The 21,892-nt window shown below is 40.9% G+C and carries 19 protein-coding genes; 15 read left to right on the top strand and 4 right to left on the bottom strand.

The features are described 5' to 3' along the window. Positions 1 to 24 precede the first annotated feature (24 nt). The 10 genes from CBG49_RS06750 to CBG49_RS06705 all read left to right on the top strand — a co-directional run bounded on the left by CBG49_RS06750 (position 25) and on the right by CBG49_RS06705 (position 12,076). A complete protein-coding gene (locus tag CBG49_RS06750) occupies positions 25 to 588 on the top strand; it encodes a helix-turn-helix domain-containing protein (RefSeq protein WP_009421255.1) in 564 nt (187 codons plus the stop codon). Between the two features lie 98 nt (positions 589 to 686). Beyond that, a complete protein-coding gene (locus CBG49_RS06745; protein WP_088593893.1) occupies positions 687 to 3,377 on the top strand; it encodes a heavy metal translocating P-type ATPase in 2,691 nt (896 codons plus the stop codon). A gap of 35 nt (positions 3,378 to 3,412) precedes the next feature. Beyond that, a complete protein-coding gene (locus tag CBG49_RS06740; protein WP_088593892.1) occupies positions 3,413 to 4,492 on the top strand; it encodes a bifunctional 3-deoxy-7-phosphoheptulonate synthase/chorismate mutase type II in 1,080 nt (359 codons plus the stop codon). A 35-nt stretch (positions 4,493 to 4,527) separates the two neighbouring features. Next, complete coding sequence (locus tag CBG49_RS06735; protein ID WP_088593891.1) at positions 4,528 to 5,454, top strand: Dyp-type peroxidase; 927 nt, start codon at positions 4,528 to 4,530, stop codon at positions 5,452 to 5,454. Positions 5,455 to 5,500: 46 nt separating this feature from the next. After that, complete coding sequence (locus CBG49_RS06730; protein WP_088593890.1) at positions 5,501 to 5,716, top strand: hypothetical protein; 216 nt, start codon at positions 5,501 to 5,503, stop codon at positions 5,714 to 5,716. Next, positions 5,704 to 6,015 carry a type II toxin-antitoxin system RelE/ParE family toxin gene (locus tag CBG49_RS06725; RefSeq protein ID WP_088593889.1) on the top strand — a complete coding sequence of 104 codons (312 nt, stop codon included), beginning with the start codon at positions 5,704 to 5,706 and terminating at the stop codon, positions 6,013 to 6,015. The genes CBG49_RS06730 and CBG49_RS06725 overlap by 13 nt, the downstream gene beginning before the upstream one ends. Continuing rightward, complete coding sequence (locus tag CBG49_RS06720) at positions 6,012 to 8,090, top strand: outer membrane beta-barrel protein (protein ID WP_088593888.1); 2,079 nt, start codon at positions 6,012 to 6,014, stop codon at positions 8,088 to 8,090. The genes CBG49_RS06725 and CBG49_RS06720 overlap by 4 nt, the downstream gene beginning before the upstream one ends. 10 nt (positions 8,091 to 8,100) lie before the next feature. Further along, a complete protein-coding gene (locus tag CBG49_RS06715) occupies positions 8,101 to 11,283 on the top strand; it encodes a UvrD-helicase domain-containing protein (RefSeq protein ID WP_088593887.1) in 3,183 nt (1,060 codons plus the stop codon). A 63-nt stretch (positions 11,284 to 11,346) separates the two neighbouring features. Continuing rightward, positions 11,347 to 11,532: a hypothetical protein gene (locus CBG49_RS06710; RefSeq protein WP_088593886.1), complete on the top strand. Its 186-nt coding sequence runs from the start codon at positions 11,347 to 11,349 to the stop codon at positions 11,530 to 11,532. Further along, positions 11,516 to 12,076, top strand: a complete 561-nt coding sequence (locus tag CBG49_RS06705; protein ID WP_088593885.1) for a GNAT family N-acetyltransferase — start codon at positions 11,516 to 11,518, stop codon at positions 12,074 to 12,076. The genes CBG49_RS06710 and CBG49_RS06705 overlap by 17 nt, the downstream gene beginning before the upstream one ends. 619 nt (positions 12,077 to 12,695) lie before the next feature. Here the strand turns inward: CBG49_RS06705 and CBG49_RS06700 are convergent. Continuing rightward, positions 12,696 to 13,016, bottom strand: coding sequence for a hypothetical protein (locus CBG49_RS06700; protein WP_227002984.1), 321 nt, complete (start codon positions 13,014 to 13,016; stop codon positions 12,696 to 12,698). Positions 13,017 to 13,154: 138 nt separating this feature from the next. Here CBG49_RS06700 and CBG49_RS06695 point away from each other — a divergent pair, with 138 nt between their 5' ends. Both CBG49_RS06695 and CBG49_RS06690 read left to right on the top strand, forming a co-directional pair. Continuing rightward, positions 13,155 to 14,201 (top strand): WD40/YVTN/BNR-like repeat-containing protein, encoded by a 1,047-nt coding sequence (locus tag CBG49_RS06695; RefSeq protein WP_088593884.1) that lies wholly within the window; start codon positions 13,155 to 13,157, stop codon positions 14,199 to 14,201. Beyond that, the gene (locus CBG49_RS06690; RefSeq protein ID WP_088593883.1) at positions 14,198 to 14,866 is read left to right on the top strand and encodes a hypothetical protein; all 669 of its coding nucleotides are present in this window, start codon (positions 14,198 to 14,200) and stop codon (positions 14,864 to 14,866) included. Before CBG49_RS06695 ends, CBG49_RS06690 begins: the two co-directional genes overlap by 4 nt. A 6-nt stretch (positions 14,867 to 14,872) precedes the next feature. Here the strand turns inward: CBG49_RS06690 and CBG49_RS06685 are convergent, their stop codons facing one another. From CBG49_RS06685 to CBG49_RS06675, 3 genes are all read right to left on the bottom strand, one after another. Beyond that, positions 14,873 to 15,958 carry an ATP-binding protein gene (locus tag CBG49_RS06685; protein ID WP_002677472.1) on the bottom strand — a complete coding sequence of 362 codons (1,086 nt, stop codon included), beginning with the start codon at positions 15,956 to 15,958 and terminating at the stop codon, positions 14,873 to 14,875. Positions 15,959 to 16,071: 113 nt separating this feature from the next. After that, positions 16,072 to 17,487 (bottom strand): Gfo/Idh/MocA family protein, encoded by a 1,416-nt coding sequence (locus tag CBG49_RS06680; protein ID WP_088593882.1) that lies wholly within the window; start codon positions 17,485 to 17,487, stop codon positions 16,072 to 16,074. Positions 17,488 to 17,588: 101 nt separating this feature from the next. Further along, positions 17,589 to 17,831, bottom strand: a complete 243-nt coding sequence (locus CBG49_RS06675; RefSeq protein ID WP_088593881.1) for a hypothetical protein — start codon at positions 17,829 to 17,831, stop codon at positions 17,589 to 17,591. A gap of 40 nt (positions 17,832 to 17,871) precedes the next feature. On the opposite strand from CBG49_RS06675, the gene CBG49_RS06670 reads away from it, so the two are divergent. The 3 genes from CBG49_RS06670 to CBG49_RS06660 all read left to right on the top strand — a co-directional run bounded on the left by CBG49_RS06670 (position 17,872) and on the right by CBG49_RS06660 (position 21,888). Beyond that, a complete protein-coding gene (locus CBG49_RS06670) occupies positions 17,872 to 18,981 on the top strand; it encodes an aminotransferase class I/II-fold pyridoxal phosphate-dependent enzyme (protein WP_088593880.1) in 1,110 nt (369 codons plus the stop codon). A gap of 197 nt (positions 18,982 to 19,178) precedes the next feature. Continuing rightward, a complete protein-coding gene (locus tag CBG49_RS06665; RefSeq protein WP_088593879.1) occupies positions 19,179 to 19,856 on the top strand; it encodes a succinate dehydrogenase cytochrome b subunit in 678 nt (225 codons plus the stop codon). A 4-nt stretch (positions 19,857 to 19,860) separates the two neighbouring features. Beyond that, positions 19,861 to 21,888, top strand: a complete 2,028-nt coding sequence (locus tag CBG49_RS06660) for a fumarate reductase/succinate dehydrogenase flavoprotein subunit (RefSeq protein WP_009418022.1) — start codon at positions 19,861 to 19,863, stop codon at positions 21,886 to 21,888. The last annotated feature ends 4 nt before the right edge of the window (positions 21,889 to 21,892 follow it).

Genomic DNA, 21,892 nt, shown 5'->3' with positions numbered 1-21,892 from the left:
TATCTTAATCCTTAAAAGAAATATATGACAAAGTTATTTGTAAAAAATATGGTCTGCCATCGTTGTATAATAGTACTCGATGAACAGTTAAAAGCATTAGGTTTAACACCACAGAGCATCAATTTGGGTGAAATTACTTTTACACAGGAACTTTCTTCTGATGAGATACAAGCTATCAAACAAGCTCTCTTACCCTTAGGATTTGAGGTGATGAACGATAAGAAAAGTGTTGTTATTGAAAAAATTAAATCTATCATTATCAATTTGATACATAACCAAGACAACAAACTATCGTTTAACCTTTCTGAAATACTCAGCAGTGAATTAGGTCGAGATTACGGGGCTTTATCGCGTTTGTTTTCTGAGGTAGAAGGCAGAACTATTGAAAAATTCTTTATTGCTCAAAAGATTGAGAGAGTAAAGGAACTCTTAGTATATGACGAACTGACGCTTAGTGAAATAGCTTATCAACTCAACTATTCAAGCGTAGCGCACTTAAGCAATCAGTTTAAAAAAGTTACAGGACTCACCCCTAGCTTTTTCAAGCAGATAAAAGATAACAAACGTAAGTCTTTAGATGAGGTTTAAAATCTTACAAATTAAATACAAAATTGTGTAATATCCAAGTAGATGTTTTGCTGTATCTTTGCAGCGTAAAACAAATAACTTTTTAACATTTACAATTTATGGAATACAATATAGAAGGTATGGGGTGCACAGGTTGTGCCAATACCATACAAAAAAAGCTCTCTGAAGTAGCAGGCGTAACAGCTGTTACCGTAGATTTTGCTACTAAAAAAGCTACTGTCGAAACTGATAGAGAAATCCCTTTTGAAGCTCTTGAAAAAGCCTTAGAGGGTACTCATTATAGCATTCATCAGTCTTCAAATTCTGAAGGCTCTGGTGTTTTCTATTGTCCTATGCACTGCGAAGGTGATAAAACCTACGATCACCCTGGTGATTGTCCTATATGTGGTATGCACTTGGTAGAACAAGTGGGAGGAGCTCAGCAACAACATCATCACCACGAAGAAACCCCAAAAAAAACTAAAGACTCTGTTATAGATTTTCCCCCTTCGGGGGTTAGGGGGCATATTTTCTATTGTCCTATGCACTGCGAAGGTGATAAAACCTACGATCACCCTGGTGATTGCCCTATATGTGGTATGCACTTGGTAGAACAAGTAGGAGGAGCTCAACAACAACATCATCACCACGAAGAGTCTCCCAAAAAAGTTAAAGGCAATGGTGTTTTCTATTGTCCTATGCACTGCGAAGGCGATAAAACCTACGATCACCCCGGTGATTGCCCTGTATGTGGTATGGATTTAGTAGAGCAAGTAAGTACAGAGGCTCCTGAAGGTGAAAGTGCAGAAGACCAAAAACGCAAAAAGTTACGTCGTCATTTTTGGGGTGCTGTAGCCTTTACTCTCCCTATCTTTATCATCGCAATGAGCGGAATGTGGCACAACAATCCGCTGTATGAGCTAATGCCCGTAAGTGCTTGGAACTGGGTGCAGTTTGCGCTCTCCTTACCAGTAGTTTTCTATTTCTGCTGGATATTCTTCGAAAGGGCTTGGCGCAGTATCAAGACCTTGCACTTCAATATGTTTACCCTCATAGGGATAGGTGCTGGCGTAGCTTGGCTTTTCAGTGTAGTAGGACTGTTAGTTCCTGATATGTTCCCTGAACAATTTAAAGAACACGGCTCAGTACACTTGTATTTTGAGGCGGCTACTGTTATCCTTACCTTAGTACTTTTAGGACAAGTGCTTGAAGCCGATGCCCACAGTCGTACGCAAGGGGCTATCAAAAAACTGTTGAATTTAGCTCCTAATGAGGCTACTAAAATTGTTCACGGCGAGGAAATAAGAGTCTCTATAGAAGAAGTAACCTTAGGCGATTTGCTTCGTGTAAAACCTGGTGAGAAAATCCCCGTTGATGGTGTAATTACCGAAGGCAATGCAAGCATAGATGAGAGTATGATTACGGGAGAGCCCATTCCTGCTGAAAAAGGAGTGGGCAGTAAAGTGTCGGCAGGTACGCTCAACGGTGCTCAATCGTTTGTGATGAAAGCCGAAAAAGTAGGTAGTGACACCCTGCTCTCTCAAATAGTGCAATTGGTACAACAAGCCAGCAGTAGTCGCGCACCTATTCAAAACTTAGCCGATAAGATAGCCTCCTATTTCGTGCCTATTGTTATCACCATTTCGGTAATTACCTTTATAGTATGGTCTGTATTGGGTAGTGAAAACGCTTACATATATGCCTTGCTCAATGCGGTTGCTGTGCTCATTATTGCCTGCCCTTGTGCGCTGGGGTTAGCAACTCCTATGTCGGTAATGGTAGGTGTGGGCAGAGGAGCGCAACACGGTATTTTGATACGCAATGCCGAAGCCTTAGAGGTGATGAACAAAGTAAATACTTTAGTCATCGACAAAACAGGCACACTTACTGAGGGGAAACCCAGTGTGAGCGAAGTATTTACCTTTGGCAACAGAAGTGAAAAGGACTTGTTACAAGTGCTCTATAGTCTCAATCAGCACAGTGAACACCCTTTAGCAAAAGCTACCAATACATACACTCAAGCACAAGGTGCTACTCCCCTACCCTTTACTAACTTTGAAGCCTTGGCGGGCAGAGGGGTAAAAGCCTCTTACGAAGAAAAAAATTATTTCTTTGGCAATGAACGATTGATGGAAGAAATCGGGGCTTCTTTATCCAAAGAAATACAAACTGTGGTAAAAACAGCGCAAGCAGCAGGAAAAACTGTTTCACTTCTCGCCATAGAAAAAGAAATCATTGGGGTAGTAACCATCACCGATAGAGTAAAAACCTCTACTGTTCAAGCCTTACAAGAGTTGCAGGACTTGGGAGTAGAAATTGTAATGCTTACAGGCGATAATTCGCTTACAGCTGCAGCTATTGCCAAAGAAATAGGCATCAGCAACTACAAAGCAGGTATGCTCCCTCAAAACAAACAAGCTGAAGTAGCGCGTTTGCAAGCTGAAGGAAAAATCGTAGCAATGGCAGGCGATGGTATCAATGATGCGCCTGCTTTGGCACAAGCTAACGTAGGCATCGCAATGGGCACCGGAACTGATATCGCTATCGAAAGTGCTGAAATCACCTTAGTAAAAGGCGATTTAAATGGCATTGCAAAAGCTAAAAAACTCAGTAAAGCAGTAATGAAAAACATACGCGAAAACCTATTTTTTGCTTTGGTATATAATGCTGTAGGTATCCCCGTCGCTGCAGGAGTGCTCTACCCTATCTTTGGTATTTTGCTCTCCCCTATGCTGGGAGCTTTAGCAATGAGCTTTAGCTCAGTAAGTGTCATTAGTAATGCTTTAAGATTGAGAAGAACCAAACTCTGAAACCTGACACCTGCCCCCTAACACCTAATAATACAATGGAAATAACAAAAGAAAACAGAAAGTGGTTAGACAATTTACACCTCAACCACCCCGTCGTAATTGCGGGACCTTGTAGTGCCGAAACTGAAGAGCAAGTGCTAAAAATAGCGCACAGCCTCAAAAATACCGATGTATCTTTCTTCCGTGCCGGAATTTGGAAACCTCGTACCCGCCCTGGTATGTTTGAAGGCGTAGGTGCCTTAGGACTCCAATGGCTACAACGTGTAAAAGAAGAAACAGGCTTAAAAACCGCCACCGAAGTAGCTAATAAAGACCACGTGAAGCTCGCCTTAGAACACGATATTGATATGTTGTGGATAGGCGCGCGCTCTACCGTGAGCCCTTTTATCATTCAAGAGATAGCCGATGAATTAGAAGGTACTGATAAGATTATCTTAGTAAAAAACCCCGTAAACCCCGACCTTCCTTTGTGGATAGGAGCTTTAGAACGCCTGCAACGTGCGGGCATTGAGAAATTAGGAGTGATACACCGCGGTTTCTCTACTTACGAAAAAACCAAATACCGCAATATCCCCGAATGGCAATTGGTGATTGAACTGCAAAACAAATACCCTAATTTGCCAATTATCTGCGACCCTTCACATATCACCGGCAAACGCGATTTAATTTTCGATGTATCGCAAACGGCTCTCGACCTCAATTTCGATGGCTTAATGATTGAAACACACTGCAATCCTGATGCCGCGTGGAGCGATGCCGCCCAGCAAGTCACCCCCGAACGCCTTGTTGAAATAATGAATGATTTACGTATTCGAAAAACTTCTACCTCTGAAGAAGATTATGTGAGTCAGCTGGGAAATTTGCGTTCACGTATCGATATTATTGATGAACAATTATTGGATTTACTCAAAAAACGAATGGATATCGCCGATGAGATTGGCACTTTAAAAAAAGCCAACAACGTAGCCATTTTGCAAAATACCCGTTGGCACGAAATCCTCGGCAAAATGATTTTAGAAGGCGAACAACGCAACCTCAGTGAAGAGTTTGTTATTCAGGTATTCAAAGCTATTCACCAAGAGTCTATCAATAGGCAAGCTAGAATCGTGAGGTAATTTGCTAATTTACTAACATCTAACAAATAAAAATAATGAATTATCAAAATGTAACAGACTTGCCTAATAACAATACCATATTTTTGGTATGGGCATTTAAAAAAGATATAGACAAGACATTGCTTAATAATACTTTTGCAAAAGTATGTGGTTTGGTAGGAAACCTCAACAACTCGGTAGCCGACCGCTTTCCTGAAGGTCGTGCCAGTGTAACCATAGGCATTAGCCATAGGGCGTGGCTTACTTTAGGGTTACCCAAACCACTCCCCAAAGAACTCAAAGATTTTGAGCCCATCAGAGGTAGTAAACACACTGCTGTATCCACCGAAGGCGACTTACACTTTCATATCCGCGCTCATAACCCCAGCTTGGCTTACGATATGGCAGCTGCCATTAGCGAGGTAATGCAACCCATTGCCAATGGTATTGTAAACGTACAAGGTTTTAGATATTGGGACGGACGCGCTATCATTGGTTTTGTAGACGGTACCGAAAACCCGCGTGGCGCAGAACGCGAACAGTTTGCCGTAGTGGGTGATGAAGACCCCGATTACCAAGGAGGAAGTTATCTATTCGTACAAAAATACGTACACGATATGAACGCTTGGCGTGCGCTCCCCGTTAGCGAACAAGAAAAAGTAATAGGGCGTAGCAAAGAAATGGACATAGAAATGGACGAGGATACCAAGCCATCGAACGCGCACTCGGCACTTGCCAATGTAGGCGATGATTTGAAAGTAGTGAGAGACAATATGCCTTTCCACGACCCCGTAAGTCACCAAATGGGCACTTACTTCATCTGCTATGCCAATACGTTTAGCACGGTAGAAAAGATGCTTACCAATATGTTTATAGGCAATCCCGCTGGCAATTACGACCGTCTATTAGATTTCAGCACAGCCGAAACAGGAACACTTTTCTTTGTACCATCTTTGGATATGTTAGACGAGTTTGCAGGATAAAAGGAACTATTCTACTAATTATCCTTAACTATATACGTAAAAAACTATGAATATACTAGTACAACCTTTAAACACAGAAGAGCTACTTTTAGTGGAAGAATGGCTCAAGGAACAACAAATTTCTTTTGAAAGGAGTGAAACACATTTCACTGAAGCACAATTAACTTCCATAGAAAGAGGTATTGAACAAGCTAATAATGGATTGTTAAAACCTTATACTGAAGTTAGAAAAAAAGCACGTGAAATAGTATGTGGAAATTAGAATGGACACTAGAAGCAGAAATGCAGTATTATGATATTTTGTCTTATTGGACAAACCATAATAAATCAAACTCTTATTCTATAAAAATTATGAATGAAGTGGAGAAAAGTGAGGATTTGCTTATATATAATCCCCTTATTGGACAAGAGTATTATTTGAGCACTCCATATTTCAAGATAAGGAGTCTATTAGTTCTTAAAAACTTCTCTATTATTTACCGCATAACCGACAGAATTGAAATACTTTCTTTTTGGGATAATAGAAATGACCCTACAGAATTAGAAAGATTAACACTATGAAACTCCTTTTAACCACCTTACTATTAGTTTATTTTATGACCACTACAGCGCAAGAAGTAGTGCCTGAAACTCCTTTGGATACAATTGTGCTCAATGAGGTAATTGTAAAAGCACAGCGCAAAACACAGTATACCGATAAAGCGAGTTTTACCTTTGAGAAGAAAGCTGTGGAACAAGCACGTTATGCCAAAGACCTCTTGCGCAGTTTGCCTAACCTGCACCTCAATCCTGTAACCAACGAGATTGCTACCCTTAAAAGGGGTACGCTCTTGGTATTGGTAAACGGTGTAGAGGCAACCGACCTGCAAATACGCGGTATTGCTCCTCAAAACGTAGCACGCATAGACTATTACGATATTCCGCCTGCGCGCTGGAGCAATAGAGCTGACACAGTGGTGGATATCATCACTCGTTCGGCTGAAGAGGGGTATTCAGTAGGGGTGGATGCACTTTCGGCTCTTACTACGGGTTTTGTAGATGCTTCGGCTTATGGTAACTACACCAAAGGCAAACATACGTTGGGAGTGGAATACAAATTGGAGTTTCGCGATTACAACGACACACATTATGAAAAACACTCCGATTACGAACTATCGGGTGTCCGTTATGCAAACGACCAACAGTCAAAATCAGGGTTTAGCTATAATGCGCACAACGCCTCAGTGCGTTATAGCGCAGTAGTACCACAAAACTACAATTTTCAAGTTAAAGCCGAAATGGAACTTTTGAATCGCTCTGCACATAGCAATGGCGTAAATCTATTTACACAAGGAACAACGGTTAGCCATCACACATTATCAGGTAAAAGTCACGACCACTGGTTGCGCCCCAAAGTAGACCTATACTTCTCTAAAAAATTAGGCAAACGTGATGAATTGAGCGTGAACGTCGTAGGGAGTTATTACAACACTACCAAAGAAAACCTCTCAAAGGAATGGGAGACCGCAACCCAGCAGAATGTGTACGACGATGATATGGATTTGAAAGTAAAACAACGCGGTTGGGTAGGTGAAGTAGCTCATACTCATCAGTTTGATATAGGAAAACTCAATTCAGGCTACCGCATTAGCAGTACTTTTATAGACAACGACTTACGTAACTTAGCTGGTACTTCGGCTTACGATGTTACCTATACCAATCAGTATTTGTACACCGAGTTTGTAGGCAAAAAGGCTAATTTTATGTACAGAGCCAGTGCTGGGCTTACCCACACCCATAACCGTAGTGCCGAAAATACTTTTACCGAATGGGTATTTACCCCAAAAGTAGTGTTAGGTTATGAACTCGCTAATAACCAGAGTTTGCGCCTTACAAGTTACTATGTACCCCGCAGTCCGCGTAGTGCAGAACTCAGTAGCAATATAGCACAACAAGCGCCGAACATCTTGGAGACAGGAAATCCTTACTTAAAATCACAACATATATTTTGGACTGGACTCTCTTATGCTTTCAACAATGAGTACACCGATTTTAACCTTCAACCCTTCTACAAAAATACCCAACGTGTGATTACTGATATTTATATCAAAGACCCCGTGCGCAATGGAATACTCAGCACTTATGAAAACAGTAAATATCACGAGGAGTTTGGCTTTTCATTAGATGGTACTTTTAAACCATTAAGGAATGATTTATTTGTATTTTCAGCTAATATAGCCCCTACACGTGAGACTTTGGTTACTGATGCTGGACTACGCGCTCGCAATGATTATATCGACAACAACCTATCACTTACTTTTACTTATAAAGATTTGAGGGTAGATTACAGTTTCAACTTTCCTATTTATTACATAGACGGCAACACTATGAGCACTTATGAAAATAACAATGATATTTTTATAGAATACCAGTTAGGTAGTTGGACACTTAAAGGTGGTGTGTTTTGGTTAGGAATGCCTTCAGAATACAAAATGAAGAGCAGTTACGAAGGTTTGGTAAACCAACATAGCTATACCCACATAGAGAACAACCGCAATATGTTAGTCTTCGGTGTTAGCTACGATTTCTCTATAGGAAAAAACAACTCTATAGACAAAAAACTCAATAATGATACTGCTCCTGCAGCACAGTTTTAACAATTAACAAATGACTGAACCAGCAAATTATATCATTTACAACGCTTCGGCAGGCTCTGGAAAAACCTATAGCCTCGTAAAGGCTTACTTGCAAATTATCCTCAGCAGCAAATACCCCGATTTGTTTAGGCAATTGCTTGCCATTACTTTCACCAATAAGGCGGTCTTTGAAATGAAGAACCGCATCATTGAGCTTTTAGGCGTATTCAGTGAGGACAAAATGCTCACCAATCCTCACCCTATGTTTAGCGAGTTAGCAAAGGATTTAAAACTCCCCGATGAGGAACTGAGAATGCGTTCGGCTAAAACTTTGGAGCATATACTGCATAACTATGCAGCTTTTAATATCAGCACTATTGATGGCTTCAACCACCAACTGATACGCCGCTTTTCACACGATTTGCACCTCAATCCTTTCTTTGAAGTACAATTGGATAGCAAGGCTTTACTGGAGCGTGCGGTAGATAATTTGATGAGTAAAGCAGGAAATGACACTGAACTCACCCAACTACTCATCGATTTTGCCAACGAAAAAATAGACGACGACAAGAATTGGGATACTACTAAAGAACTGCTTGACGTAGCCGAAATGCTCACTAACGAAAACTATTACGAGCCTTTACAATTGCTGAAAGACAAGGAAATATCTGATTTTAAAGCCCTAAAAAACACCCTACTCACCCAGCGCAACAATGCCTTAAAAACGATTAAAACTTCCGCCGATGACTTTATGCAACTGATGCGCGACCATAGTTTAGACAGAGGTGCTTTTAACAGAGGTTATTTATACGATTTCTTCGATAAACTCACCGCCAACAACCCTAAGGAGCCCTCGTGGGGCGTTGGTTGGCAAAACAATCTATTACAAGGCGAACCACTTTATGCTAATTCGGCAGCTAAGAAGTACGATACCGCCCTTATTGATAGTTTGCAAGATACGATTGCCAACCTGTTTTTGGCTATCAAAGAGGCTTTTGGCACCCTTGCCTTTGCAAACAACGCGTTGAGATATGTTGTGCCTTTGGCTTTGCTCAACCGCATACAAAAAGAAATAGAAAACATTAAAGAAGAAGAAAACATCTTGCCTATATGGGAGTTCAACGGGGTGATTTCTTCAGAACTCAGCAACCAGCCCGTACCTTTTATCTACGAGCGTATTGGCGAGAAATTCCGTCACTATTTCATCGATGAGTTTCAAGATACCTCAGTGCTGCAATGGCAGAACTTTATACCGCTTATCCTCAATGCAGTACAAAGTGAGGTAAACAAACAACGCGGGTCGGTATTGCTTGTGGGTGATACCAAACAATCGATTTATCGTTGGCGAGGAGGCAAGGCTGAACAGTTTATGAGTCTGTATAACAATGAAGTAAACCCTTTCCTCATCAAAGGAGAAGTAAAAGACCTCGACAAAAACTTCCGAAGTTTAGAAGCTATTATCGATTTCAATAACCTCTTTTTCAACTTTGCAGCAGACCTTTTCCAAAGTGAGACTTACAAAAACCTTTATAAAAACGCTGCACAAAAATATCCCAAAAACAAAAAAGAACAATCCTTACCCAAAGGCTATTTCAATCTCTCGTTCATCACTACAGAAGAAGAGGATATGTTTACGGAAGAGGATAACAACAGCAATGCCGTTATACTTTCACCGCGCGAACACAGCTATTGTGAAGCCATTTTAGAGAAAATAGAACACGCTAACCGTGCAGGGGCTGCCGATAAGGATATTACGATATTGGTGCGCACTAACCGCGAAGGAGCTGCTGTTGCCTCTTTCCTTTCAGAACACCAAAGAAATGTGATTTCCCCCGATTCGCTATTGCTGAAAAACGTGGCATCGGTACAATTTCTCGTCACCCTATTACGCCTGCTTTATCACCCCGAAAGTGAAGAACTCAAACTGCAATTACTCTTTGATTATCTGCGTTTTAAATCAACTAAAGACCCTCACTTATTCCTCAGCAAATATGTAGAGGAGCCTGTAAATACTTTCCTTGCCGATTTTCAGTTTTCTATAGAGTTATTCAACCAATATTCTCTGTATGAAGGAGTTGCTTTGGCGGTAAATTGCTTTGATCTCGCCCGTCCTTCCGATGCTTATCTCACCCATTTTATGGATATTGTATTCGATTTTAAGAATGCGCGCAAAGGAGGCTTAGCCGATTTTCTGGAGTTTTGGGACGACCAGCAAGAAAAACTCAGTATCAGTTCACCCGAAGGATTAAACGCCATTACCGTGATGACAGTTCACAAGAGCAAAGGGCTTTCTGCCCCCGTGATTATCTATGCTTTCGCCGATAGCAAACTCATTGACACTCACACTGAAAAACTTTGGTTTCCCGTAGACCACGAGCAGTTTAACGGCTTTGACTATCTGCTGGTAAACAGCAATAAAAGTTTAGTGAACTACGACCCGCAAGCCGAAGAACTGATGACACAATTGCACGAACAAAACCTCCTCGACCAACTAAATGTGCTATATGTAGCGATGACGCGCCCCGAATCGTTTCTTTATGTAATCACCTCGCTCCCCAAAGGCAGTGCTGGAACGTATGGTACGCTCTTTAAAGAGTTTTTAGAAGAAAACAAACAGTGGAATGAGAATGTAGTGGAATATACCTTTGGAAACCCTGTATTTCCCGAGAAGAAAGAGAAAGCAGCAGCTGAAGAATCACCTATTCCTTTTCAAAAAGGTTGGCAGCAGCCAAACTACAAGATTGCGACGGGAGCTTCCCTATTATGGGACACTCACCAACAAGAAGCCTTGGAGCGCGGTAACCTCATTCACGAGTTATTCTCGAAAATCACTTATGCCACCGACCTCGATACTGTGCTAAACGATGCACTACAAGAGGGCACACTCACTGCCGAACAATACGAGTTATTGCACCCCCAAATGGCGCGATTACTCAGCGACAGCACTTTAGCACCCTTCTTTAGTAAGGACTACGAATACTTTATGGAACGCGAGTTTATAGACGCTAATGGCAACTATTTCCGTCCCGACCGGCTTGCCTACAACCCCACCACTCGCGAAGTCTATATCATAGATTACAAAACCGGACACCCCAACGACCAATACCGCAACCAACTACAGCATTACCAACAAAACCTAACAGCCATAGGTTGGCAAGTAAAAGGAAAATACTTAGTTTATTTGGATTTAGGAGAAGTGGTAAGTGAAAAGTGATTTTGTTGATTGACAATTATTTCGTATTTTTGCCAAAAATTCTAACTAATAATTCTATAAAAGATGGCAACAAGTATCCAACCTACTCCCACCTTACTTGGAAAAGAAGCCGAAGCTTTTTGGGAGAAAATAGCTAATTACGACAATTATCTTAAAGAAAAAGGTATTGTTCTAAACCGTAAAAAAATAGAAGAAGAAGCCGCACGCTTTAGAGAACTTTTTAAAAGAAAAGATGATGACAACAAATAACCCTGATAATGGCGGTATTTTGTTACTCACAGAAAACCATACCATTAAACCTTTTGATTGTGAAGACGATGATTTGAACGACTTTCTGTTTAATGAAGCTATACCATACACTAAAGAAATGCTTGCGACTACATTCATTATAGAAAATGATGAGAGAACTTTAGGTTATTATAGTCTTTTAAGTGATAGTTTTCGAGTGGAAGAAACAAATTTTGCTTCTAAAACACAATATAAAAACTTCTTACGCGAATTAGTACCACATCCCAAACGCCATTTAAAAGGTTTTCCTGCTATTAAAATAGGACGTTTAGCGATTGACAAGACTTTTAAAGGAAAAGGACTTGGTGCATTGATTGTCAATGCAATTATTGCAGATTGTATTCATATAAACCAGAAACACGCCTGCCGATTGATTACTATTGATGCTTACAAGAAAGCTATTCCTTTTTATGAAAGATTTGGTTTCCAATTCCTAACAGAAAACGATAAAGATCTAAATATACGCCAAATGTTCCTTGACCTCAGCAAGATAAAGGATTTCTAAGCACTCTTCCTAGCTCTTCTTTCCCCGTACGTCCCTCATATTGTGTAATAGAACGATTCCACCACGCACTATTGGGGTGAGGTACACTCTTGGCTTTGCTAAGTAAAGCAGTAGCCCCTTCTGCTTGGGCAACTCGCACAAACAACTTATAATGAGAATACAAAAAACATTTGTATAATTTATTTTTTTGTACCTTTGCATAAATTTATTAGCATTATTAATTTTATGGATAGAATAAAAACTATTTTAAAACATTTATTACATGTTGCTGGAAACAATAGGTCAAAGTATATTTGGAATGCTATTCTTGAATGTTTAGATGAAGATCTTATAAAAAATACTTTAGGATAAGGAAATTTTTCTCACTTTTATAACAATCATCTGAGTTTCTTTAACCAAAAAGAGCATAATTCAATAGGAAAGCTAATTTTTGAAATTGAATATTTTCAATAGTAATCAATATTGATTCCTAAATTGCAGATATAGCCCTCTACTAAAAGGACTGCCTACTTGAAACAAGACACCAATAGCTGGGATTCTCACTTGGTTAGTTCCATTCTATTCAGCTATTTTGAGGATCTCTGTTTCTTAGCGTTTAAAGTCTACAAGATTATTTACTTCATTTGTAGTATATTTTTACGTATTTTTCCATTAAATAAGACGAATTATAAGGAGCCTCTCTTGAAATATTCAATTTGTTTGAAATTACATTTAAAATTGTAGACTTACCTGAACCATTACCCCCATATAGAATAGTGATAGGTTCAAAATCTAAGCAGGTAAGGCGATGGGCTAAAAGGCTAAATGGATAAACTTTTTCAGCAATGTAATTAAGGGCTGGCTCTATAGGACGCCTATCTTCTTTACTATAGAAAAACCTCTGTAGTTCTTCTTCCTCTTCTTCTACTGAAGGGAAATAAAAAGTTTCTAAGTATACCATTTTTTATTAGTTTTTTGGTTTCACGGTGCAAAGGTAAGGCGCTACTCTGACAAATCGTGTCAGTGATGAAAAAAAATACATCCTTTCTTTGTTATTCCAACCAAAAACATTATCTTTGCCTTTGTTTATCACTGATGTATGAAACATATTGCTATTATTTTTATATTGCTTTGCCTTGGGGCGTGTAAGCACTCCAATCCTTATAAGGACACTACTATCGAATTGGTAGAGGTAAAGTCTTTCCCGTTGGAGAAGATAAGCGTGCGAGCAATGGTGCTCTTAGAGAAAAATGTGGCTTTTGCAGGCTCCGACGCTACCTTTGGTTTTATCAACACTCAAAACCAAACTATTGCGACTTCTAACTTGAAGAATCGCGGGGTGATTTCCGATTTCCGTGCGGTGGCAGCTACGAGTCAGAACTTTTTTATGCTCTCTATCGGCAACCCCGCATTGCTCTACAAAGCAGAACAAAGTGGTATGGAGGAAGTGTATTGCGAGGAACACCCCGATGTATTCTACGATGTATTGCGCTTTACGGACGACCAATTTGGCATTGCTATTGGCGACCCTATTGACAATCGTCTATCGGTAGTAACAACGCTCAACGGCGGACAACAATGGACGAAACTCACGTGGTCACAATCACCCAAACTCGAAGAGGGTGAAAGTGTATTCGCCGCTAGCAACTCGGCTTTAGCACACTATGGCAACAAACTATGGGTAGTAACAGGCGGCAGTAAGAGCAGGGTGTTGTTCTCGGACAACAAGGGCTATAAATGGCAAGACCTCGCTACCCTACCTCTCGCCCAAGGTTCGGCTACTCAAGGGGCTTTCACCATAGCTTTCTACAACGACCAGCAGGGCATCGTTCTCGGCGGTAATTATGAACAACCTACAGAGCGCAAAGGTTCTGGCGCACTCACTTTCGATGGGGGGAAAACGTGGCAGCCTATCGCAACCGACAAGGCTATTGGCTACGCGAGTTGTGTGCAATATATTCCTAATAGTGAGGGAAATGCTTTGGTAGCAACTTCGCCTAATGGTCTTTTCTTCTCTAACGACCAAGGCAAAAGTTGGCAACAACTTTCGGATAAATCCTATCACGCACTCCTTTTTGTTGATGAGCAAACTATGGTGGCTTCAGGCAATGAGAAAATCACCCTTTTTAGAATTGTAAAAAAATGATGGTAAGTGAGGTAACAGCTTTGCGTAAGGCAGGTGAATTAGAGGAAGCATTGCACATCGCTCTTGAAGAATTTAAGGAAAACGATAGCAATATCAACAAATATTCGTTGGGCTGGGTGTATTACGATTTTTGCAAGAGGGCAGTAGCCGAAAACGACTTAGACGCTTTCCTGCAATATGCACAAGACATTAAAAACCTGCATTTCAGTACTGAAGAAGTACTCATCACCGACCAACTGCTTTGGCAATATATAAAACTCTTCGCTCAGTTGCGCAAAATGGGAAGAATAGCACTGATTGATGTACTATACGAGAGTTTGAAAGGTATGTATTTCACGATGCCTTCTGAAGCGTTTTCTGCCTTAGCGGAGCAGTTGCACAAAGCTTATAAAGACCGTGATGAATATTTAGAAGTAATTACTGATGTAATGCCTTTTCTGCGCGCTGAGGATTTGGCACCTAAATCATACCAAGGTACACTTATAACGCCTTTAGCAGAACAAATTTACCGAACTTATAGCAAACATATATTAAAAAGTGGCGATAAAGAAATTATCACCACCTTTATACCTATCTTACATCAGTGGATGCAAGCACATCCTGAATACAATTCGCTTATTTATTACTATGTGGAAATGTGCAATTTTGCCAATATACCAATGTAATAATTATCAGTTGTTCATTGCCGAACATTGGTTGTAGAGTTCACGCCACGATGCTCCGCGTTTCTTCATTACATTTTCAAGGTATTCCTTCCACACCATTTTATCTTTATCTTCATCTTTTACTACAGCTCCTTGCAATCCCGATGCTAAATCTTCATCGGTAACAGTGCCGTTGCCAAAACTGCCTGCTAATGCCATACTATTGGTGATAAGCGAAATAGCTTCGGCGGTAGAAATAACTCCACTAGGCGATTTGAGTTTTTGTTTTTCGTCTAAAGTAGCTCCTTTGCGCAATTCGCGGAAAATAGTTACAATCTTCTCTATGGCTTCATTGCTTGGCAAGGCGGCTTTCAGCTTGTAGTTATTAGAAATTTCGGCTACGCGTTTGGTTACGATAGATACTTCAGTTTCTAAAGTAGCAGGAGCAGGTAGCACGATGATGTTGAAACGTCTTTTAAGTGCTGATGACATTTCGTTTACACCACGGTCGCGGGTATTAGCTGTGGCAATAATAGAGAAACCACGCTGAGCAGGCAATTCTTCACTGAGTTCAGGAATGGCTATATTTTTCTCCGATAGGATAGAAATCAATGCATCTTGTACTTCGGAAGCACAACGCGAAATCTCCTCAAAACGAGCGACAGTTCCTGTTTCCATCGCGCGATAAATAGGTGATTTGAGTAAGGCTTCGTGCGATGGACCGTTAGCCAAAAGCATTGCATAGTTCCACGAATAGCGTATATGCTCTTCACTGGTACCCGCAGTACCTTGAATCACTTTGCCTGAGTCGCCACAAATGGCAGCTGTAAGGTTTTCGGAAAGCCACGATTTAGCGGTTCCTGGCTCACCTATGAGCAACAAAGAGCGGTCGGTAAGGAGTGTAGCTATAGCGATTTCCACCAAGCGATTATGACCGATGTACTTAGGAGTAATTTCCACCCCGCAGGCAGTACCACCAGTTACAAATTTCAACACAGCTTTAGGCGACAATTGCCAGCCTATGGGCTTTTCTTGTTTTTTATCCTCTTCTTTTAAAGCCTCTAATTCCTTAGCGTAGAGTTGTTCCGCAGGAAGGCGTAATACATTTGACATAAGCTCTATAATCCTCCCCACCTCCTCCCAAGGAGGGGAGAATGCAATATAAATAGTTAAAAAAATATATTATCCTACCCCCTCCCCTTGGGGGAGGGAAAGGGGTGGGGATACTAATTAACAAACGCGTGTTTATAGCCTTTTTGTTTATTCCAAGCTCCACGAGTGAAATCAGGGATTTCTACTGGAGCACTACCGTTTTCAAGTGACAGTTTGGAAAGAGGTGCTAAGCAGCACCATTCGGCTAAATCGTATACGTCCATATCTAAAGGCAACCCATTGCGCAAACAGTAGATAAGACGGTAATCCATAATGAAATCCATACCGCCGTGACCACCTACTTTTTTAGCCTGTTCTTCCAAATCTTTCAAAATACGTGGTTTGTATTTTTCCATCAACGCTTTTTTAGCATCCTCAGGCATAAAGTTGTGAGCCGATAGATTTTCGTGATTAGGTACTTCGGCTTTTGCCACACTTTCGGGCTGTAACAAATAGCCTTCCATAGGATATTTATTAGCAAAACCTTTAGTACCAGTAAGTTGGTACATACGTGAATACGGACGTGGTGTTACTACATCGTGCTGAATTTGAATAGTTTTACCTTGTTCAGTTTTAATCATTGTAATGGTAAGGTCGCCATTTTGGAAATCAGCAGCGTCTTTACCTGTTACTTTTTGGTATACTTCCTTACCTCTAAAAGGTTTAGTATCTACCGAAACCAAGTAGTTCATCTTGTCGCCGCGGTGGATATTTAATGCCTGACAAACAGGACCTATACCGTGTGTAGGGTATACATCACCACGGTGTTTATGGTTATAATCAAGACGCCAATTATTCCAATATTCTGTCCAAAACTCATCGAGATTGTGGATATAAGAACCTTCACCGTGAATCACCTCCCCTAAGAGTCCTTGTTGTACCATATTAAGGGTTGTAACCTCAAAGTAATCGTACACACAATTTTCGAGCATCATACAGTGGCGGCGTGTTTTTTCACTCGTATCAATAAGCGCCCAAATCTCATCCATATCAAGCGCTGCAGGCACTTCTATAGCCACGTGTTTGCCGTGTTGCATTGCGTAGAGTGCCATTGGGGTGTGGTGCTTCCAGTCGGTTACTATATAAACAAGATCAACATCAGGGCGTTCACAAAGGGCTTTCCAAGCATCTTCACTGCCCGTGTATTGAGGCACACGTGGGTGACCTGCTTTTTCAATTACTTGCTGGGCTTTTTCCACCATCTCAGGACGGATATCACAAAGGGCGGTGATTTTAGCCCCCTCAATGTGCATATAGCGTTCCACGGCACTATAACCGCGCATTCCCAGACCGATGATCCCCACACGTACTGTATCTAACTTATTGGTCGTGAGGTTCAACACATCAGTTTGACCTTGAGCGCGCTGAGGTGTTTCTAACTTGATAGGTGCATTAGAAGTTTCAGATTTAGAGTTGGTTTGAGGTTGATTGCAAGCGGTAAAACCTGCTGATAGAAAGATGCCGAGGAGCATCGAATACAATTTTTTCATAAAAGTTAAAGGTTAAAAGTGATAAGTTAAAATTTTACAATGGGCAAAGTTATAAATAATTTGTTAATTAGCAAATTAGAGAATTAGAAAAGTTTGTTTTTTCATTCGGGCATTCCAGGGTACCAAGTACCGCCATAACGCGTATCTTCCCACACTTGTTTAAAATCAGAGATATTGTAGTAGTTGTGTTTTTTAAACTCTTTTTCGTAATCAAATCCACCGTTTTCTAAACCTATTCTTACAAAATATTGATATTCCTTATCTACCGTTTGTCCTATAATTTCAGCATAATAAGCTAACTTAAAGAAGTTTAGTATGTGGCAAAGGTAACAAATTTTCGTCATTTGTCATTCGTAATTCGTCATTATTTTCTACTTTTGCAATATGAAACACATCCGAGAAAAATTAACTGAACGCCAAAAGAACAATGCCTTGCGCAAACTTAGTGAACGCTCGTTTGCTATTGATTTCTACTCTAATGATTATATAGGTTTTAGCACAAATCCCACTATCACTGAACGTGTTAGCCAACTAATAAGCGACACAACACCTCACGGGGCGACAGGATCGCGATTGCTATCGGGGAACTCTCATTTATTTACAGAAACCGAACGCTATATCGCTGATTTTCATAACGCTGAAGGGGCTCTTTTGTACAATTCGGGCTATGATGCCAATGTAGGTTTTTTCTCTTGCATCGTAGGTCGTGGCGATGTAATTTTATATGATAGTTATAGTCACGCTTCTATACGCGATGGCATTTCACTCAGTTTAGCACATTCGTATAAGTTCAAACACAACGATTTAGACGATTTGGAAAAACTGCTCAAAAAGTTTGCTACGGGTGATAAAACAGTGCTCATCGCTACTGAAAGCGTTTTTTCAATGGATGGCGACAGCCCAGATTTAGTGCGTTTGGTAGCTTTAGCGCAGCAATATGGTGCTTATATAACAGTAGACGAGGCACACGCTATAGGTGTTTTTGGCAAACACGGCTGTGGGTTAGTACAAGCCTTAGGATTAGAAACAGCAATCTTCGCGCGCATTGTCACCTTTGGCAAAGGCTTAGGGGCTCACGGAGCAGCAGTGGTTGCTAATGATGAGGTGATACAATATTTGGTAAACTTCTCACGCTCATTTATTTATACAACAGCTATGAATCCTCATAGTGTAGCGACTATTCGCGCAGGTTACGAACAATTGCAACAAACGGAAGCGATGAATGCTCTTCACCACAATATAGAATATTTCAAATCGTTGATAACCCAATACGGCATTGAAGGATTTATACCTTCCGATTCAGCTATACAAGCAATGGTTGTAAGCGGCAACGATCGCGTGAAAGCTCTTGCCAATCGTTTGCAAGCACAAGGCATAGGGGTATTGCCTATTTTAGCCCCTACGGTACCTGCTGGTCAGGAGCGCTTGAGGGTGTGTTTGCATAGTTTTAACACCGAAAAAGAAATCAAACAATTAGTTAATTTGACAATCTGACAATTCAGTAACTAACTTCTAATTTTTAATTCCTAAAATTTGTTAAATCCTTACATTCAATGAGTAACTCGCTTCTTCTTCTTTAAACCGAATATAAATTAGTTATTTTGCGTAATTTTTGTTGTATAGATAATTAAAAAGCCTTACTTTTGTAGCGAAATTATTTAACGTAAATATATAAAAAAACTATAAAACGAATGGCAGGATTATTTAAAACATCTGTTGCAAGAAAGGTGGCGATGGCTCTCTCGGCACTCTTTCTCATTCTCTTTCTAATCATTCACTTGGCGGTAAACCTTACCTCAGTGATTAGTGAGAGTACTTTCAACGAGCTATCCCACTTTATGGGTACTAACCCGCTAATTCAGTTTGCTATGCAACCTGTATTGCTCGCTGGGGTGTTATTCCATTTCATTATGGGATTTGTCTTGGAAATCCAAAACAAAAAAGCTCGTGGTAGTGAGGCGTATTACAGCTACAATGGGGGCGCTAACTCCACTTGGATGTCTCGTAATATGATCATTTCGGGAATTGTAATTCTTCTTTTCTTAGGGCTTCACCTCTATGATTTTTGGGTAGGTGAAATGAATTACAAGTACATTGAGCAATTAGCTCCAGACCCTACCCGCTACTATGATGAATTAGTAGAGAAATTCCACGACCCTCTACGTGTGGGCTTCTATGTATTGTGCTTTGTGTTCTTGTGCTTGCACTTGCTACACGGATTCCAATCTGCTTTCCAATCTATGGGCTGGAAAGACGACGCTCGCAAAAAGCTCATCAGCAGTGTAGGTAATTGGTATTCTTACATTATCTGCGGAGGCTTTATTTTTATAGCCCTCTTCCATTACATTAAATTTTTAATAAAAGCTTAATCTTATGAGTACATTAGATTCTAAAATTCCTGAAGGTCCTATAGCGGACAAATGGACGAAATATAAAGACCATATCAACCTCGTAAACCCTGCTAACAAGCGTAATATCGACGTGATTGTGGTAGGTACTGGCTTGGCTGGTGGTTCGGCTGCAGCTACCCTTGCTGAATTAGGCTACAACGTGAAAGCTTTCGCTTACCAAGATTCTCCTCGCCGTGCGCACTCTATTGCTGCTCAGGGGGGTATCAATGCTGCTAAAAACTATATGGGCGATGGCGACTCTAACTATCGCTTGTTCTACGATACTGTAAAAGGTGGTGACTACCGCGCTCGTGAGGCTAACGTATATCGCCTTGCTGAAGTATCTGGCAATATCATCGACCAATGTGTGGCACAAGGGGTTCCTTTTGCTCGTGATTACGGCGGACTCTTAGACAACCGTTCTTTCGGTGGAGTATTGGTTTCTCGTACTTTCTATGCCAAAGGTCAAACAGGACAACAGCTCTTGCTCGGTTGCTATGCTGCGATGAATCGCCAAATCGCTCGTGGTAAAATTGATATGTACAACCGCCACGAAATGCTCGATGTGGTAATCGTAGACGGTAAAGCTCGTGGTATCATCGCTCGTAACCTTGTTACTGGTGAAATTGAACGCCACTCTGCTCACGCGGTGGTTATCGCTTCTGGTGGTTATGGTAACGTATACTTCCTTTCAACCAATGCGATGGGCTCTAACGCTACCGCAGCTTGGAAAATCCACAAAAAAGGTGCTTACTTTGCTAACCCTTGCTTCACTCAAATTCACCCTACTTGTATCCCTCGTTCAGGTGACTATCAGTCTAAATTAACTTTGATGTCTGAATCTTTGCGTAACGACGGACGTATTTGGGTACCTAAGAAAATGGAAGATGCAGTAGCGATACGCGAAAAACGCAAAAAACCTACTGAAATCCCTGAAGAAGACCGCGATTACTACTTGGAACGCCGTTATCCTGCTTTCGGTAACCTCGTGCCTCGTGACGTAGCTTCACGTGCTGCTAAAGAACGTTGCGATGCAGGCTATGGAGTAAACGAAACAGGTGAAGCTGTTTATTTGGATTTCTCTTCTGCTATCGAACGTTACGGTAAAGAACAATGTAAAATTCACGGCGTAGAACCTACTAAAGAAGAAGTTACCAAGCGTGGTGAAAAAATCGTAGAAGCCAAATACGGTAACCTTTTCCAAATGTACGAAAAGATTGTAGCCGAAAACCCTTATAAAACACCAATGATGATTTATCCTGCTACGCACTACACTATGGGTGGTATTTGGGTAGATTACAACTTGATGACCACTATACCTGGTTGTTATGCTATCGGTGAGGCAAACTTCTCCGACCACGGGGCAAACCGCTTAGGAGCTTCTGCCTTGATGCAAGGTTTAGCTGATGGTTACTTTGTATTACCTTACACTATTGGCGATTACTTATCCGCTGATATCCGTACCGGTAAAATCCCTACTGATACCCCTGAGTTTGACGAAGCAGAACGCATCGTAAAAGAACGTTTGGCTTACTTCATCAACAATAAGGGTACCCACTCTGTAGATTACTTCCACAAAAAACTTGGTAAAGTGATGTGGGATAAAGTAGGTATGGCGCGTAATGCTGAAGGCTTGAAAGAAGCTATCAAAGAAATACGCGAAATACGCGAAGATTTCTGGAAAAACGTAAAAGTACCTGGTGAACTCACTGGTATGAACGTAGAGCTTGAAAAAGCAGGTCGTGTAGCCGACTTCCTTGAACTCGGTGAGCTTTTTGCCAAAGATGCCTTAGAGCGCAACGAATCTTGTGGTGGTCACTTCCGCGAAGAGTATCAAACTCCTGATGGTGAGGCCCTCCGTGACGACAAAAACTATGCTTATGTAGCCGCTTGGCAATACACTGGTAATCCTAAAGAAGTAGTGAATACCTACAACCCTAGTGAAGAGGTAATGCATAAAGAACCTCTTGTATTTAAAGATATTGAACTTAAACAACGTAGTTATAAATAGAAAG

The organism is Capnocytophaga endodontalis (genome assembly GCF_002209445.1).
Lineage (GTDB): Bacteria > Bacteroidota > Bacteroidia > Flavobacteriales > Flavobacteriaceae > Capnocytophaga > Capnocytophaga periodontitidis.
The sequence above is the reverse complement of the archived record's forward strand: the minus strand, read 5'-3'. Positions and strand labels throughout refer to the sequence as shown.